Consider the following 14,722-nt stretch of genomic DNA (forward strand, 5'->3'; position numbering starts at 1 on the left):
CTCGCTCCGCTCGGTTCGACGCCGCGCCGGTGGGGCGGGTGTCGCACTCGGGTTGGTGATGGTGCTGACGCTGACGGCCTGTTCGAGCACCGGTGGGGCTCCACGATCTACCGACAACGGCAGCAATGCGGGAGTGGCGAACACGCCTGCGGCGACGGTAGCGATGATCACGCACGAGGTACCGGGCGACACGTTCTGGGATCTCATCCGAAAGGGAGCCGAGGCCGCAGCCGCCAAGGACAACATCGAGCTCCGCTACTCGGCCGATCCGGAGGCACCCAATCAAGCCAATCTCGTTCAGAGCGCGATCGACTCGAAGGTGGACGGCATCGCTCTGACACTGGCCAAGCCCGAGGCCATGGCTCCGGCTGTCGAGGCGGCAACCGCAGCGGGCATCCCGGTCGTCGCCTTCAATTCCGGCTACGACGCATGGAGCGCAATGGGGGTGCAGCAGTACTTCGGTCAGGACGAAACCATCGCGGGTAGGGCTGCCGGGGCGCGGCTCACCGAAGACGGTGCGCGAAAGACCTTGTGCATCATCCAGGAGCAGGGTGCAGTAGCGCTCGAAGCGCGCTGCGCAGGAGTTCGACAGGGCTTCACCGGGGGCAGCACCGAAATTCTGAACGTCAACAGCAAGGACATGCCGTCGGTCGAGGCGACGATCACCGCGAAGCTCCAGCAGGACCCGAGCATCGATCACGTGGTATCGCTCGCAGCCCCGATCGCACTGACCGCGGTGCAATCGAAGACCAATGCCGGTAGCGACGCCACCGTCGTCACGTTCGACACCAACGCGGCCCTCGTCGACGCGATCGAGTCAGGCGACGTCGCCTGGGCCATCGATCAGCAGCCCTATCTGCAGGGTTATCTCGCCATCGACTCCCTGTGGCTGTACCTCAACAACGGCAACACCATCGGCGGCGGCACCCCGGTGCTCACCGGCCCGGCCTTCGTCGACTCGACCAACATCGAGGCCATCGCCGAGTACGCCCGCAACGGAACTCGCTGAGCGTCGTCCGGACGCGGAAGGAACATCATGCCAACACAGGCCGACCCGGCTTCGGGAACGCACGCCGTGATCCTGGACGAGCGGGTGAAGAAACAGAAACCGTTGCAGCGCTTGCTGATCCGCCCAGAGATGGGTGCCCTGTTCGGTGCGATCGCCATCTTCGTCTTCTTCTGCATCGTCGCGCCGCCGTTTCGGTCTCCCGAAGCACTGGCGACCGTGCTGTACGCGTCGTCGACGATCGGAATCATGGCGATCGGTGTCGCGCTGCTGATGATCGGCGGCGAGTTCGACCTGTCCACCGGGGTCGCGGTCACGTTCTCCTCGATCATGGCCTCGATGCTCGCCTACAACCTGCATCTCAACGTGTGGACCGGAGCTGTGCTGGCGCTGGGCCTGGCATCGGCGGTCGGCTTCGTCAACGGGTATCTGGTGACGAAGACGAGAATTCCGTCGTTCCTGATCACGCTGGCGTCGTTCCTGATGCTCACCGGCATCAATCTGGCCGTCACCAAACTCGTCACCGGACAGGTTGCGACCCCGTCGATCTCGGACATGCAGGGCTTCGATTCGGCGAAGGCAGTGTTCTCCTCGTCGTTCTCGCTGTTCGGGGTCTCCATCCGCATCACCGTCGTGTGGTGGGTCGTGTTCACACTCGTGGCCACGTGGGTGCTGATGAGAACTCGCATCGGTAATTGGATCTTCGCTGTCGGCGGCGATCAGGAATCGGCCAGGGCCGTCGGTGTTCCGGTGACCAAGGTCAAGATCGGCCTGTTCGTGTTCGTAGGGTTCTGCGCGTGGTTCGTCGGGATGCACCTGCTGTTCGCGTTCGACACCGTGCAGTCCGGCCAAGGCGTCGGCAACGAATTCCTCTACATCATCGCGGCAGTCATCGGAGGGTGTCTGCTCACGGGTGGGTACGGCACCGCCGTCGGAGCCTTCATCGGTGCGTTCATCTTCGGAATGACCAACCAAGGCATCGTGTACGCCGGGTGGAATCCCGACTGGTTCAAGTTCTTTCTCGGCGCGATGCTTCTCTTCGCCGTGATCGCCAACAACTCCTTCCGTAACTACGCGGCGAAAAGGTGAGCATGACTACCTCCTCGGACCAGCCCGTCCAGTCGCCGTCGGCGCCGCTCATCGAGCTGAAGAACGTCGGTAAGAACTACGGCAACATCGTTGCGCTGCACGGAATCGACCTACGCGTCGGTGCCGGTGAGGTCACCGGAGTTCTCGGTGACAACGGCGCAGGCAAGTCCACGTTGATCAAGATCATGGCGGGCCTGCACAAGCAGTCCGAGGGGGAGCTGTTCGTCGACGGCACACCGAGGACGTTCGACTCGCCGAGGGATGCTCTCGACCTGGGTATCGCGACGGTGTACCAGGATCTTGCCGTGGTCGCGCTGATGCCGGTGTGGCGCAACTTCTTTCTCGGCCAGGAGCTCACGAAGGGCAGATTCTTCAAGACTCTGGACACGAACGCCATGCGCGCGACGACCATCGAAGAGCTGCGCAAGATGGGCATCGATCTGCCCGACGTCGATGCCCCCATCGGGGCGCTGTCCGGCGGTCAGCGGCAATGCGTGGCAATTGCGCGCGCGATCTTCTTCGGAGCCCGTGTGCTGATTCTCGACGAGCCCACCGCGGCGCTGGGAGTCAAACAATCCGGGATGGTGCTGCGCTACATCTCCGCCGCCAAAGAGCAGGGACTGGGCGTCGTGTTCATCACCCACAATCCTCACCACGCGTACCTGGTGGGCGATCATTTCGTCCTGCTCGACCGCGGCCGCCAGAAATTGGATTGCACCTACGACGACATCTCGCTCGACGAGCTCACGACCGAAATGGCCGGGGGCCAGGAGCTCGCAACCCTCACCCACGAACTCGGTCGCTGACGACCCGCGATGGGTGAGACAGGGGCGCGGCGGGTAGAAGAGCAGTAGTGGTGCCCGAGCGCGGCACCGGACGAAGGAGTCGACCATGAGCAAGCACGAGCCCCTCGGGCCACTGTCGCCGGACTTCCTCGAATCGGATTTCTACGGGTATCAGGGCTTGCTCGACGAGGCCGAAGTCGACGTGGTGCTGCGTACCCGCCGGTTCCTCCAGGAGCAGGTTGCGCCGCGAGCCAACGAGTTCTGGGAGAAGGCCGTCTCACCGGTACACCTGATGCCGGCCATCGCCGACCTCGAAATCGCGGGTCTGGGATACGCCTTCAAGGAACCGGGTCGTTCCGCAGGCTCCACTCCTGTGGACCGCAAGGCCTCCCGCAAGCTACTCACCGGCTGGCTCGAAATGGAGTTCGCGCGGGTCGACCCATCGACGGGAACGATGTTCAGCGTGCACAGTTCGCTGGCCATGAGCAGTATCTCCATCCTCGGCTCCGAGGAACAACGGCAGCGCTGGTTGCCCAGCATGCGGCGGATGGAGACGATCGGGGCGTTCGGACTCTCCGAACCGCACGGCGGATCGGACGTCGCCGGCGGGCTGGAGACCACGGCTCGCCTCGATGGAGACCACTGGATACTCAACGGAAGCAAGCGATGGATCGGTAATGCGACCTTCGCGGACCTGACGATCGTCTTCGCCAAGGACGAGGCCGACGGCGAGGTCAAGGGCTTCGTGGTCGAGAAGGAATTCGAGGGATTCCGGGCCGAGAAGATCGAAGGAAAGTACTCGCTTCGCGCCGTGGAGAACGCCGACGTCCATCTCGAGAACTGCCGAGTCCCGGTCGCCAACAAGCTGGCCGAGGCCAACTCGTTCGCCGACACCGCCAAGGTGCTGCGGCTGACCCGCGGGGGAGTGGCGTTCCAAGCCGTCGGCGTCATGATGGGCGCGTACGAGCGAGCCGTCGCCTACGCGCGCGAACGGGAGCAGTTCGGGGCCCCGATCGCCTCGTTCCAGCTCATCGCCGATCTCATCGCGCGTATGACGGCGAACATCACTGCGTCCCTCGGGATGGCCGTTCGCGTCGCACAACTGCAGGGCAACGACGTCCATCACGACGAGCATGCGGCGCTCGCGAAAACGTTCTGCACGACGCGTCTGCGCGAGGTGGTCGGATGGGCCCGAGAGATCATGGGCGGCAACGGAATTCTCATCGAGCACGAGGTCATCAGGTTCTTCTCCGATGCCGAGGCGTTGTACTCGTACGAGGGCACCGCTCAGATCAACAATCTCATCGTCGGTCGCGGCGTGACGGGCTACAGCGCGTTCGTGTGACGGACAGACGAAAGCGCCCCTTCGCGTCTGCGAAGGGGCGCTTTCGTCGTAGCCGTGGAGATTCAGCGAGCGAACAGCAGTGCGCGCTTGACTTCCTGGATGGCCTTGGTCACCTGGATGCCACGAGGGCATGCGTCGGTGCAGTTGAACGTGGTGCGGCAGCGCCACACACCCTCGACGTCGTTGAGGATGTCCAGACGCTCGGTGGCACCCTCGTCACGGCTGTCGAAGATGAACCGGTGCGCGTTGACGATGGCCGCCGGACCGAAGTAGCTTCCGTCGCTCCAGAACACCGGGCACGAGGTGGTGCAGCACGCACACAGGATGCACTTGGTGGTGTCGTCGAAACGGGCGCGGTCCGCAGCCGACTGAATGCGCTCGCGGGTCGGCTCGTTGCCCGTCGTCATGAGGAACGGCTTCACGGCGCGGAACGCGTCGAAGAAGGGCTCCATGTTGACGATGAGATCCTTCTCCACCGGCAAGCCACGGATGGGCTCGATGGTGATGTTGAGGGTCTTCGACGAATCCTTCGGCAGCATGTCGCGCATCAGCACCTTGCAGGCGAGACGGTTGACGCCGTTGATGCGCATCGCGTCACTGCCACAGACGCCGTGGGCGCACGAGCGACGGAACGTCAGAGTTCCGTCGAGGTAGCCCTTGACGTAGTGCAGCAGGTTGAGCAGACGGTCGGTGGGCAGCGTGGGGACCTGGAAGGTGTCCCAGTACTGGCCGTCGCCGCTCTCGGGGTTGAAACGAGCGATCTTGAGCGTGACCATGACCGCGCCGTCGGGCACGGGAGGCAGATCGTTCTGTTCGGACTTCTTGTCCAGTGTGGGTGCGCTCATGTCAGTACTTCCGCTCCATCGGCTCGTAGCGGGTCTGGATTACCGGCTTGTAGTCCAGGCGGATCTCGGTGAGCAAACCTTCGCCCTCCTTGTAGGCCATGGTGTGCTTCATGTACTCGGCGTCGTTGCGATCGGGGAAGTCCTCGCGAGCGTGTCCGCCGCGCGATTCCTTGCGATTGAGCGCTCCGACGACGGTCACCTCGGCCATCTCGAGCAGGAAGCCGAGTTCGATGGCTTCGAGCAGGTCGCTGTTGTAGCGCTTGCCCTTGTCCGCGACGGTGATGTGGTTGTAGCGCTCCTTGAGGGCACGCACATCCTTCAGCGCCGTCTCGAGGCGTTCCTGCGTGCGGAAGACCGACGCGTTGTTGTCCATCGACTGCTGCATCTCGGAACGGATGTCGGCCACCCGCTCGTGACCGTGGTCGGACAGGATCAGCTCGAGCCAGTCCTGCACCATCTTCGCCGGCTCCTCGGGGAGCGGGGTGAAGTCCACCGAGTTGGCGTACTCGGCCGCGGCGATGCCCGCACGACGACCGAAGACGTTGATGTCGAGCAGCGAGTTGGTTCCCAGACGGTTTGCGCCGTGCACCGACACACAGGCGCACTCACCTGCCGCGTACAGGCCGGGGACGATGTCCTCGTTGTTGCGCAGCACCTCACCGCGAATCTTGGTGGGGATACCGCCCATGACGTAGTGACAGGTCGGGTAGACCGGCACCGGCTCCTTGACGGGGTCGACACCGAGGTAGGTGCGCGAGAACTCCATGATGTCGGGGAGCTTCTCGTCGAGAACTTCCTCGGGAATGTGGGTGACGTCGATGTAGACGTAATCCTTGTTGGGACCACCGCCGCGTCCCTCGAGAACCTCGAGCACCATCGACCGCGCCACGATGTCGCGCGGAGCGAGGTCCTTGATGGTCGGGGCGTACCGCTCCATGAAGCGTTCACCCGACTCGTTGCGCAGAATGCCGCCTTCGCCGCGGACGGCCTCGGAGATGAGGATGCCCAGGCCTGCGAGGCCGGTCGGATGGAACTGGTGGAACTCCATGTCCTCCAAGGGAAGTCCCTTGCGGAACACGATGCTCATGCCGTCGCCGGTCAGAGTGTGCGCGTTGGAGGTCGTCTTGTAGATACGTCCCGAGCCGCCGGTCGCGAAGATGATCGACTTGGCGTGGAAGATGTGCAGTTCGCCGGTGGCGAGTTCGTAGGCGATGATGCCGGTGGCAACCGGCCCGTCGTCCGTCTCGGTCAGGCAGAGATCGAGCGCGTAGAACTCGTTGTAGAACTCGACGTCGTGCTTGACGCAGTTCTGGTACAGCGTCTGCAGAATCATGTGACCGGTGCGGTCGGCTGCGTAGCACGCGCGGCGAACGGGTGCCTTGCCGTGGTCACGGGTGTGGCCGCCGAAGCGTCGCTGATCGATCTTTCCTTCGGGTGTCCGGTTGAACGGAAGACCCATCTTCTCGAGGTCGAGGACGGCGTCGATGGCCTCCTTGGCCATGATCTCCACCGCGTCCTGGTCGGCGAGGTAGTCGCCGCCCTTGACAGTGTCGAACGTGTGCCATTCCCAGTTGTCTTCCTCCACGTTGGCCAGGGCGGCACACATGCCGCCCTGAGCTGCTCCGGTGTGGGAGCGGGTGGGGTAGAGCTTGGTCAATACGGCTGTCCGAGCACGGGGTCCGGCTTCGATCGCAGCACGCATTCCGGCACCGCCTGCGCCGACGATCAGTACGTCGTAACGATGTTCCTGCATGTAAGCGTCAGTGTCCTTAGCTCGCCGAGATGTTGGGATCGAAGGTGAAGATGACGTAGGTGCCGACGCCCATGATGAGGATCATCGACAGCACCAGCAAGGTCGTCAGCCAGAATCGCGTCGAGTCCTTGCGGGAGTAGTCGGCGATGATGGTGCGCAGACCGTTGCCGCCGTGCAGCTGTGCCAGCCACAGCATCGTCAGATCCCAGAACTGCCAGAACGGGCTGGCCCAACGGCCGGCGACGAAGGCGAAGTTGATGCGGTGCACGCCGTCGTCGAGCATCAGCATGATGAACATGTGGCCCAGGACCAGCACGACTAGTGCCAGGCCGGAGAACCGCATGAACAGCCACGCGTAGAGCTCGAAGTTGCCCTTGCTCTGACGCCGCGGCGAACGCGGGTTGGCCAGGCTGGCCGGACGGTCGTAGTTCGTGCCGAGGACCTTCGCCTCGGGACCCTGCGTCGACATCAGTGACCACCCGCCGTGAACATGTTGTAGAAGATTCGTCCCGCGCCCGGGATCATGACGACGAGCCAGACGACTGCGATGACCCAGAGCATCAGCTTCTGGTACTGCGGTCCCTTGGCCCAGAAGTCGATCAGCATGACTCGGATGCCGTTCAACGCGTGGTACAGCACTGCCGCGACGAGGCCGAGTTCCATCAGTCCGACGAGCGGGGTCTTGTAGGTTTCGATGATGGCGTCGTACGTCTCGGGATTGACCCGAACCATCGCCGTGTCGAGAACGTGGACGAACAAGAAGAAGAACGTCAACACGCCTGTGATGCGGTGCAGGACCCAGGACCACATTCCCGGGTCCCCGCGGTACAGAGACCGCTTGCGCTCCTTGACCGGAGCGGCTTCCGTCGTGCTACTCATCGAGTGCAATGCCTCCAACGTCGTTGGTGGACGCGTCGAGCCCGGTGGCCGGGCTTAACCTGGCTCGATTTGTCGCGATTCGGCCCTAGTGCTGGTTGTACTAGCCGCTTGATAGAAACTGTAAACCCATTCGAAACACGGAACTAATTCGACTCGAGGTTCGTATGGTGCCGAAATCCCGTGTTAGGTTTGCCTTCCCAATTCAATCGGGCGGTTTCGGGTAGATTTCTGCATCAATTCAGACAGCGTGATTGGATGGGTGACCATGAACGAAATCGACTGGAATGCGTTGCGCGACAATGCCCATGGGGCCATGAGGCACGCATACGCCCCGTACTCCAATTTTCCGGTGGGCGCGGCAGCTCTGGTGGACGACAATCGCATTGTCACCGGGTGCAATGTGGAAAATGTCTCATACGGTTTGGGCCTGTGCGCCGAGTGCGGGTTGGTGTCGAACCTGCACTCGACCGGCGGGGGCAGGCTCGTTGCCTTTTCCTGTTGCGATTCCCGACGCGAGATCCTCATGCCGTGCGGGCGGTGCAGGCAGTTGCTGTACGAGTTCGGCGGCGCGGATCTGCTCGTCGATACCGCCACCGGGCCGCGTCGACTGGCAGAGTTGCTCCCGGACGCATTCGGCCCCGACAACCTCGACGAAGGACGCGTGAACAACCATGCCTGACGCCGTATCGATCATCAGCGCCAAACGCGACGGACGCGTTCTCGACGACGAGCAGATCGAGTGGGTGATCGCCGAGTTCACCCGCGGAAGCGTCGCGCCGGAACAGATGTCGGCGTTGGCGATGGCAATTCTGCTGCGCGGATTGTCGCGCCGGGAGTTGAGCACATGGACGAACGCCATGATCGCGTCGGGCACGCGAATGGACTTCTCCGCGTTGCCGCTCCCTACCGTGGACAAGCACTCGACCGGTGGCGTCGGAGACAAGATCACGCTGCCGCTCGCACCCTTGGTCGCTGCGTGCGGAGCGGCGGTGCCGCAACTGTCGGGCCGCGGGCTGGGACATACCGGGGGCACTTTGGACAAGCTCGAGTCCATCCCCGGATGGCGAGCTGATCTCAGCGGCGACGAGATGCACCGGATTCTTGCCGACCCGGCCGTGGGCGCGGTGGTCTGCGCGGCAGGCGCAGATCTGGCTCCGGCCGACAAGAAGCTCTACGCCCTGCGCGACGTCACCGGAACCGTCGAGTCGATTCCGTTGATCGCCAGTTCGATCATGAGCAAGAAGATTGCCGAGGGCACGGGCGCGTTGGTGCTCGACGTGAAGGTCGGGGCGGGCGCGTTCATGAAGAACGTCGACGATGCACGCGAACTGGCAACGGCGATGGTCGAACTCGGAACGGATGCGGGCGTACGGACCCTGGCGGTGCTGACGGCGATGGACACACCGCTCGGCCTCACCGCGGGCAACGCGCTCGAAGTGCAGGAGTCGGTGGAGGTACTGGCCGGCGGCGGGCCGGCGGACATCGTGGAGCTGACGATCACGCTGGCACGCACGATGCTCGCCGCGGCCGGGATCGAGGGCATCGATCCGGCCGACAAGCTTGCCGACGGGTCCGCCATGGACCGTTGGCGCACGATGATCGCCGCGCAGGGCGGCGACCCCGACGCCGCGCTGCCCGTCGCCCGTGAGAGCCAGGAATTCACTGCGACGCAGGACGGCGTCGTCACCGGCTTGGACGCGATGGGAGTCGGCCTCGCGGCGTGGCGGCTCGGCGCGGGCCGGGAGCGGCAGGGCGAGCCGGTACAGAGCGCAGCCGGGGTGCGTCTGCACGCCAAGCCGGGCGATCGGGTGCGGGCCGGGGATCGGCTCGCAACCCTGTACACCGACACCCCGGAGAAGTTCGACTACGCGCAGCAGGCCCTCGAGGGCAGTTGGGAGATCGGCACCACCGCCGCGCAGCCGACCCCCCTCGTCATCGACCGTATCGGGCAGTAGCACCGGCGATCAGATCAGGTTGCCCGCCTCGGTCAGCACGCTGCGCAGAATTTGTTCCATCTCGTCGAACTCCTTCTGCCCGCAGATCAGTGGCGGAGCCAGCTGTACCACCGGGTCGCCGCGATCGTCGGCCCGGCAGTACAGCCCGGCGTCGAACAGGGCGGTGGACAGGAACCCGCGGAGGATGCGTTCTGCTTCGGCGTCGCTGAACGTTTCCTTCGTGGCCTTGTCCTTCACCAACTCGATGCCGTAGAAGTACCCTTCGCCGCGCACATCGCCGACGATGGGCAGATCGTGCAGTTTTTCGAGCGTCGCGCGGAACGCGGGTGCGTTGTCCGCAACGTGGGCGTTGAGCCCCTCGCGTTCGAAGATGTCGAGATTGGCCATCGCGACGGCTGCGGAGACGGGGTGCCCGCCGAAGGTGTAGCCGTGGGCGAAGCTCGACGTGCCGTCGTCGAACGGCTCGAAGAGCTTGTCGGAGGCGATCATCGCGCCGATGGGGGAGTAGCCCGAGGTCATTCCCTTGGCGCAGGTGATGATGTCGGGCACGTAGCCGAAGTCGTTGCAGGCGAACATCGATCCGATGCGCCCGAACGCGCAGATGACCTCGTCCGAGACCAACAGGACGTCGTAGCGATCGCAGATCTCGCGGACCCGCTCGAAGTATCCGGGTGGAGGAGGGAAGCAGCCACCCGCATTCTGGACCGGTTCGAGGAACACCGCGGCCACCGAGTCGGGGCCCTCGAATTCGATGGCCTCGGCGATGCGGTCGGCCGCCCAGATTCCGAACGCCTTGGGATCGGTGTCCATGGGGGCCGCAGCCCGATAGATATTGGTGTTCGGCACCCGAAATGCGCCCGGGGTCAACGGTTCGAACGGTTCCTTGAGTGCCGGGATACCGGTGATGGCCAGAGCGCCCTGCGGGGTGCCGTGGTACGCGATGGCACGCGAGATCACCTTGTGCTTACCTGGTTTGCCGACCTTCTTGAAATACTGCTTGGCCAGCTTCCATGCGCTCTCGACTGCTTCGCCACCGCCGGTGGTGAAGAAAACTCGATTGAGGTCCCCAGGGGCGTATCCGGCGAGCCGTTCGGCGAGTTCGATGGCAGGCTCGGTGGCATACGACCACAGTGGGAAGAACGCCAATTCCTTGGCCTGCTTCGCTGCGGCCTCGGCCAGTTCTTCGCGGCCGTGCCCCACCTGCACCACGAAGAGGCCCGACAGTCCGTCGATGTAGCTCTTGCCGTTCGAGTCCCAGATGGTCGAACCCTCGCCGCGGGTGATGATCGGGGGAGTGACCCCGCCGCCGTGACGGGTGAAGTGGCCCCACAGATGCTTTGCCGCGGAGGCGTCGAGCTCGGATGTGGTTCGCGTCATCGTGTTCCCCAATTGTATTGCTGCTTGACGAGTTTCAGATAGACCAGGGTTTCGGTACTGGTGACCGCGTCGAGGCTGCGGATCTGTTTGTTGAGAATCCGTAGTAGTTGTTCGTCGTCCTCGCACACCACTTCGACAACGATGTCGAAGGAGCCTGCCGTGAGGACCACGTAGTCGATCGCGTCGATCGCCGAGAGTTGCTCGGCCAGTGCATGACTGTCTCCGGTGCACTTGATGCCGATCATGGCCTGCCGCTTGAATCCGACCTGTACCGGATCGGTGACGGCGACGATCTGCATGACACCGGAGTCCGTCAAGCGTTGAACACGTTGCCGCACGGCAGCTTCCGACAACCCGACGGCTTTGCCGATCGCGGCGTAGGAGCGTCGCCCGTCCTCCTGAAGTTGTTCGATGATCGCCTTGGAGACGTCGTCGAGTGCGATGGGTGACTGATCCGGCATCGGTCGATCTTGTCACCGACACCGCCGCCGACACAAGCGATAGGCGATGAAATTCGCAATAAATATCTGTTTCGACGACAGAATCGGTTGTTGCGGGATCGGAAACCGGGCGAATCCGTGGATCGGTCGGTATCGTGCAGTCATGGCGAACATTCCTGGTTGTTGGATCGACGGACGCGCAGTGGACGGCAGCGGCGACCGCTGCGGCGTCGAGAACCCGGCGACCGGAACCGTGGTGTCCGAGTTCGGTCTCGCCACGGCAGAGGACGTCGAAGCGGCTCTCGTTCGAGCGCGCTCGGCGCTACCGCAGTGGGCCACCGCAACGCCGGCCCAGCGCGGCGCGGTGCTTGCCGACTTGGCGCGATCGGTGGCGGCCGACGCCGAATTCGCAACCGAAGAGGTGGCCCAGACCGGCAAAAGCGTGCGTCTGGCAACGGAGTTCGACGTTCCGGGCAGCGTCGACAACATCGAGTTCTTCGCCGGAGCTGCCCGACATCTGGACGGCAAGGCGGCGGCCGAGTACTCGCGCGAACACACCTCGGCCATCCGACGCGACCCGGTCGGCGTGGTCGGATCGATCACGCCGTGGAACTATCCGCTGCAGATGGCCGTCTGGAAGGCGATCCCGGCGTTGGCGGCCGGGTGTTCCATCGTGCTCAAGCCCAGTGAACTCACGCCTCTGACCACGCTGCGTCTGGCGCGTCTCGCCTCGGAGGCCGGCCTGCCCGACGGGGTGTTCAACGTGGTCACCGGAACCGGAGCGGAGGCCGGAGTCGCGTTGTCCTCGCATGCGGGCCTGGACCTGATGACTTTCACCGGTTCCACTCCCGTCGGGAGGCAGGTGATGTCGCAGGCAGCCGTGCACGGCACCCGGGTGCAGCTCGAACTCGGCGGCAAGGCACCCTTCGTGGTGTTCGACGATGCCGACCTCGAGGCTGCGATTCACGGTGCCGTCGCCGGTTCGTTGATCAACGGCGGACAGGACTGTACGGCAGCCACCCGCGCCATCGTCGCGGACTCGCTGTACGACGATTTCGTCGCCGGAGTTGCCGAGGTGATGGAACGCGTCGTCATGGGAGATCCGACGGATCCGGCGACCGACATGGGATCGCTGATCTCGATCGCGCATCGGGATCGGGTTGCGGCCATGGTGGATCGGGCTCGCGATACCGGAGCGAGGATCGTCACCGGAGGCCGTGTCCCGGACGGTAGGGGTGCTTTCTACCCTCCGACGTTGATCGCCGATGTGGGTGAGCAGGACGAGATCTACCGCGACGAGGTGTTCGGACCGGTGCTCACGGTGTCGCGGCACTACGGCGACGACGATGCGATTCGGCGGGCCAACGACACCGCGTTCGGACTGGCGGCCTCGGCGTGGACCCGCGACGTGTACCGCGCGGGCCGAGCGTCGCGGGAGATCGCCGCCGGTTGTGTGTGGATCAACGACCACATCCCGATCATCAGCGAGATGCCGCACGGCGGATTCGGAGCCTCGGGGTTCGGCAAGGACATGTCGAGCTACTCGCTCGACGAGTACCTCACCGTCAAACACGTGATGACCGACATCACCGGTGTGGCCCGAAAGTCCTGGCATCGCACCGTTTTCGCTAGCGCAGGACCCGAGGATCAGGAGCTACGACGATGAGCGCATCCTGGGCTACCGAACCCACCGATCGCGGCGTGGCGATGGTTCTCGGAGCAGCGCCGCAGCCCTTCTGGCTCGACCGACCGGAACGACCGACGCCCAGGCCGCGGCACTCCGGTTCGACGTCTGCGGATCTGGTGATCGTCGGCGGCGGGTTCACCGGATTGTGGGCGGCTCTGCAGGCGGCAGAGGAGAACCCCGACAGATCGATCGTGTTGCTCGAAGGCGACCGCATTGCCGAGGGCGCCACCGGACGCAACGGCGGCTTCTGCGCGGCCAGCCTGACGCACGGACTGGGCAACGGACTCGACCGGTATGCCGACGAACTACCCGAGTTGCTGCGGATGGGAACCGAGACGCTCGACGCGATCTGCGCGGCTGCGAAGAAGTACGGAATCGACGCCGACATCGAACGCACGGGCGAGCTCGACATCGCCAATTTCGACTGGCAGGTGGACGACCTGCGTGAGCTCGGCGACGAGGGGAGACGACTGTCGCAACCGATGGAATACTTCGACGCTGCTGCAGTGAGAGCCAAAATCACCTCACCGATGGCGCGCGGTGCCCTGTTCGACCCCGACGTCGCGATGATCGATCCTGCCAAATTGGCCTGGGGCCTGGCCGACGCGGCGGAGTCGCTCGGCGTGCGTATCCACGAGAACACTCAGGCCTTGTCGATCGACAAGTCCGGCAACGGTATTCGGGTGAAGACTGGCTACGGCACCATCGAGGCCGCCAAGGTTCTGCTGGCCACCTCGGCATCGAAATCGTTGCGCCGCAAGCTCCGTCACTGGATAGTCCCGGTGTGGGACTACGTGATCATGACCGAACCACTGACGTCTGCGCAGCTCGCCGTAATCGGCTGGTCCGGCCGCGAAGGATTGGCCGACTCCGGCAATCGATTCCACTACTTCCGGTTGACGGCCGACGATCGCATCCTGTTCGGCGGGTGGGACGCGCACTACTTCTACGGTAGCGACACCGACCCACGCCGAACCCAACATCCAGAAGAGTTCGCGTTGCTCGCCGAACATCTGCTGCAGATGTTCCCAGCCCTCGAGGGAATCCGTGCCACCCACGCGTGGGGCGGATCGATCGACACGTGCTCGCGGTTCAGTGCCTTCTGGGATCTGGGTATGAACGGGCGAGTGGCGTCGGTGGCCGGGTTCACCGGCCTCGGCGTAGGCGCGTCGCACTTCGGGGCCCGCACCGCGCTCGACCTACTCGACGGCAAGGACACCGAACGGACACGCCTGAAGATGGTGCGTACCAAGCCGTTGCCGTTTCCACCCGAGCCCCTCAAGTCGATCGGGATCAACATCACTCGTGCGCAATTCGCTCGTGCAGACCGCAACGAGGGACGGCGGGGATTGTGGCTGAAGGGAATGGACGCGTTGGGTCTGGGCTTCGACAGTTAGAGCGGCTGCGCCGCACGTGAGTGGAAACTCGGGCTCTGCTACGTGTGCTGTCTTGATACATGTGGGACACGGGTGTCTCGATACATGTGAGACACGATTCTAGGCTGCGGGGCGGTGGAGTTGTCCTTGGTAGCGCTTGTCGGTGTTCAGGTGCAAGTGGCCGA

Annotated in this window: 14 protein-coding genes; 8 read left to right on the plus strand and 6 right to left on the minus strand. The window is 64.0% G+C overall.

Going from position 1 to position 14,722, the window contains the following annotated elements; translation table 11 throughout:
- The first annotated feature begins 58 nt into the window (after positions 1-58).
- From J1M81_RS09610 to J1M81_RS09625, 4 genes are all read left to right on the plus strand, one after another.
- Positions 59-1,009, plus strand: a complete 951-nt coding sequence (locus tag J1M81_RS09610) for a sugar ABC transporter substrate-binding protein (RefSeq protein ID WP_032400171.1) — start codon at positions 59-61, stop codon at positions 1,007-1,009.
- A gap of 27 nt (positions 1,010-1,036) precedes the next feature.
- Positions 1,037-2,095: an ABC transporter permease gene (locus J1M81_RS09615; RefSeq protein ID WP_032366677.1), complete on the plus strand. Its 1,059-nt coding sequence runs from the start codon at positions 1,037-1,039 to the stop codon at positions 2,093-2,095.
- Positions 2,096-2,097: 2 nt separating this feature from the next.
- Positions 2,098-2,901, plus strand: coding sequence for an ATP-binding cassette domain-containing protein (locus tag J1M81_RS09620; protein WP_032371015.1), 804 nt, complete (start codon positions 2,098-2,100; stop codon positions 2,899-2,901).
- Positions 2,902-2,986: 85 nt separating this feature from the next.
- Positions 2,987-4,225, plus strand: a complete 1,239-nt coding sequence (locus tag J1M81_RS09625; RefSeq protein WP_206497976.1) for an acyl-CoA dehydrogenase family protein — start codon at positions 2,987-2,989, stop codon at positions 4,223-4,225.
- A gap of 62 nt (positions 4,226-4,287) precedes the next feature.
- Here J1M81_RS09625 and J1M81_RS09630 read toward each other — a convergent pair whose 3' ends face one another.
- The 4 genes from J1M81_RS09630 to sdhC are packed head-to-tail and all read right to left on the minus strand — an operon-like array spanning position 4,288 to position 7,702.
- A complete protein-coding gene (locus tag J1M81_RS09630; protein WP_027496417.1) occupies positions 4,288-5,070 on the minus strand; it encodes a succinate dehydrogenase iron-sulfur subunit in 783 nt (260 codons plus the stop codon).
- A gap of 1 nt (position 5,071) precedes the next feature.
- Entirely contained in the window at positions 5,072-6,823 is a 1,752-nt protein-coding gene (gene sdhA, locus J1M81_RS09635) for a succinate dehydrogenase flavoprotein subunit (RefSeq protein WP_027496418.1), read from the minus strand.
- 16 nt (positions 6,824-6,839) lie between these two features.
- On the minus strand, positions 6,840-7,292 hold the full coding sequence (locus J1M81_RS09640) for a succinate dehydrogenase hydrophobic membrane anchor subunit (protein ID WP_027496419.1): 453 nt from the start codon (positions 7,290-7,292) through the stop codon (positions 6,840-6,842).
- Positions 7,292-7,702, minus strand: a complete 411-nt coding sequence (gene sdhC / locus J1M81_RS09645) for a succinate dehydrogenase, cytochrome b556 subunit (RefSeq protein ID WP_072692119.1) — start codon at positions 7,700-7,702, stop codon at positions 7,292-7,294. Before sdhC ends, J1M81_RS09640 begins: the two co-directional genes overlap by 1 nt.
- 265 nt (positions 7,703-7,967) lie before the next feature.
- Between sdhC and J1M81_RS09650 the strand changes: the two genes are divergently transcribed.
- Complete coding sequence (locus tag J1M81_RS09650) at positions 7,968-8,381, plus strand: cytidine deaminase (protein ID WP_027496421.1); 414 nt, start codon at positions 7,968-7,970, stop codon at positions 8,379-8,381.
- Positions 8,374-9,657, plus strand: coding sequence for a thymidine phosphorylase (locus J1M81_RS09655; protein WP_032408072.1), 1,284 nt, complete (start codon positions 8,374-8,376; stop codon positions 9,655-9,657). The genes J1M81_RS09650 and J1M81_RS09655 overlap by 8 nt, the downstream gene beginning before the upstream one ends.
- A gap of 9 nt (positions 9,658-9,666) precedes the next feature.
- Here J1M81_RS09655 and J1M81_RS09660 read toward each other — a convergent pair whose 3' ends face one another.
- Entirely contained in the window at positions 9,667-11,034 is a 1,368-nt protein-coding gene (locus J1M81_RS09660; RefSeq protein ID WP_027496423.1) for an aspartate aminotransferase family protein, read from the minus strand.
- Positions 11,031-11,495, minus strand: a complete 465-nt coding sequence (locus J1M81_RS09665) for an Lrp/AsnC family transcriptional regulator (RefSeq protein ID WP_027496424.1) — start codon at positions 11,493-11,495, stop codon at positions 11,031-11,033. The genes J1M81_RS09660 and J1M81_RS09665 overlap by 4 nt, the downstream gene beginning before the upstream one ends.
- A 142-nt stretch (positions 11,496-11,637) precedes the next feature.
- Here J1M81_RS09665 and J1M81_RS09670 point away from each other — a divergent pair, with 142 nt between their 5' ends.
- Positions 11,638-13,140, plus strand: a complete 1,503-nt coding sequence (locus J1M81_RS09670; protein ID WP_206497977.1) for a gamma-aminobutyraldehyde dehydrogenase — start codon at positions 11,638-11,640, stop codon at positions 13,138-13,140.
- Positions 13,137-14,558, plus strand: a complete 1,422-nt coding sequence (locus J1M81_RS09675; RefSeq protein ID WP_206497978.1) for an FAD-binding oxidoreductase — start codon at positions 13,137-13,139, stop codon at positions 14,556-14,558. The genes J1M81_RS09670 and J1M81_RS09675 overlap by 4 nt, the downstream gene beginning before the upstream one ends.
- The last annotated feature ends 164 nt before the right edge of the window (positions 14,559-14,722 follow it).

This window comes from Rhodococcus sp. KRD175, assembly GCF_017168275.1.
In the GTDB taxonomy this organism is placed as follows: Bacteria; Actinomycetota; Actinomycetes; order Mycobacteriales; family Mycobacteriaceae; genus Rhodococcoides; species Rhodococcoides fascians.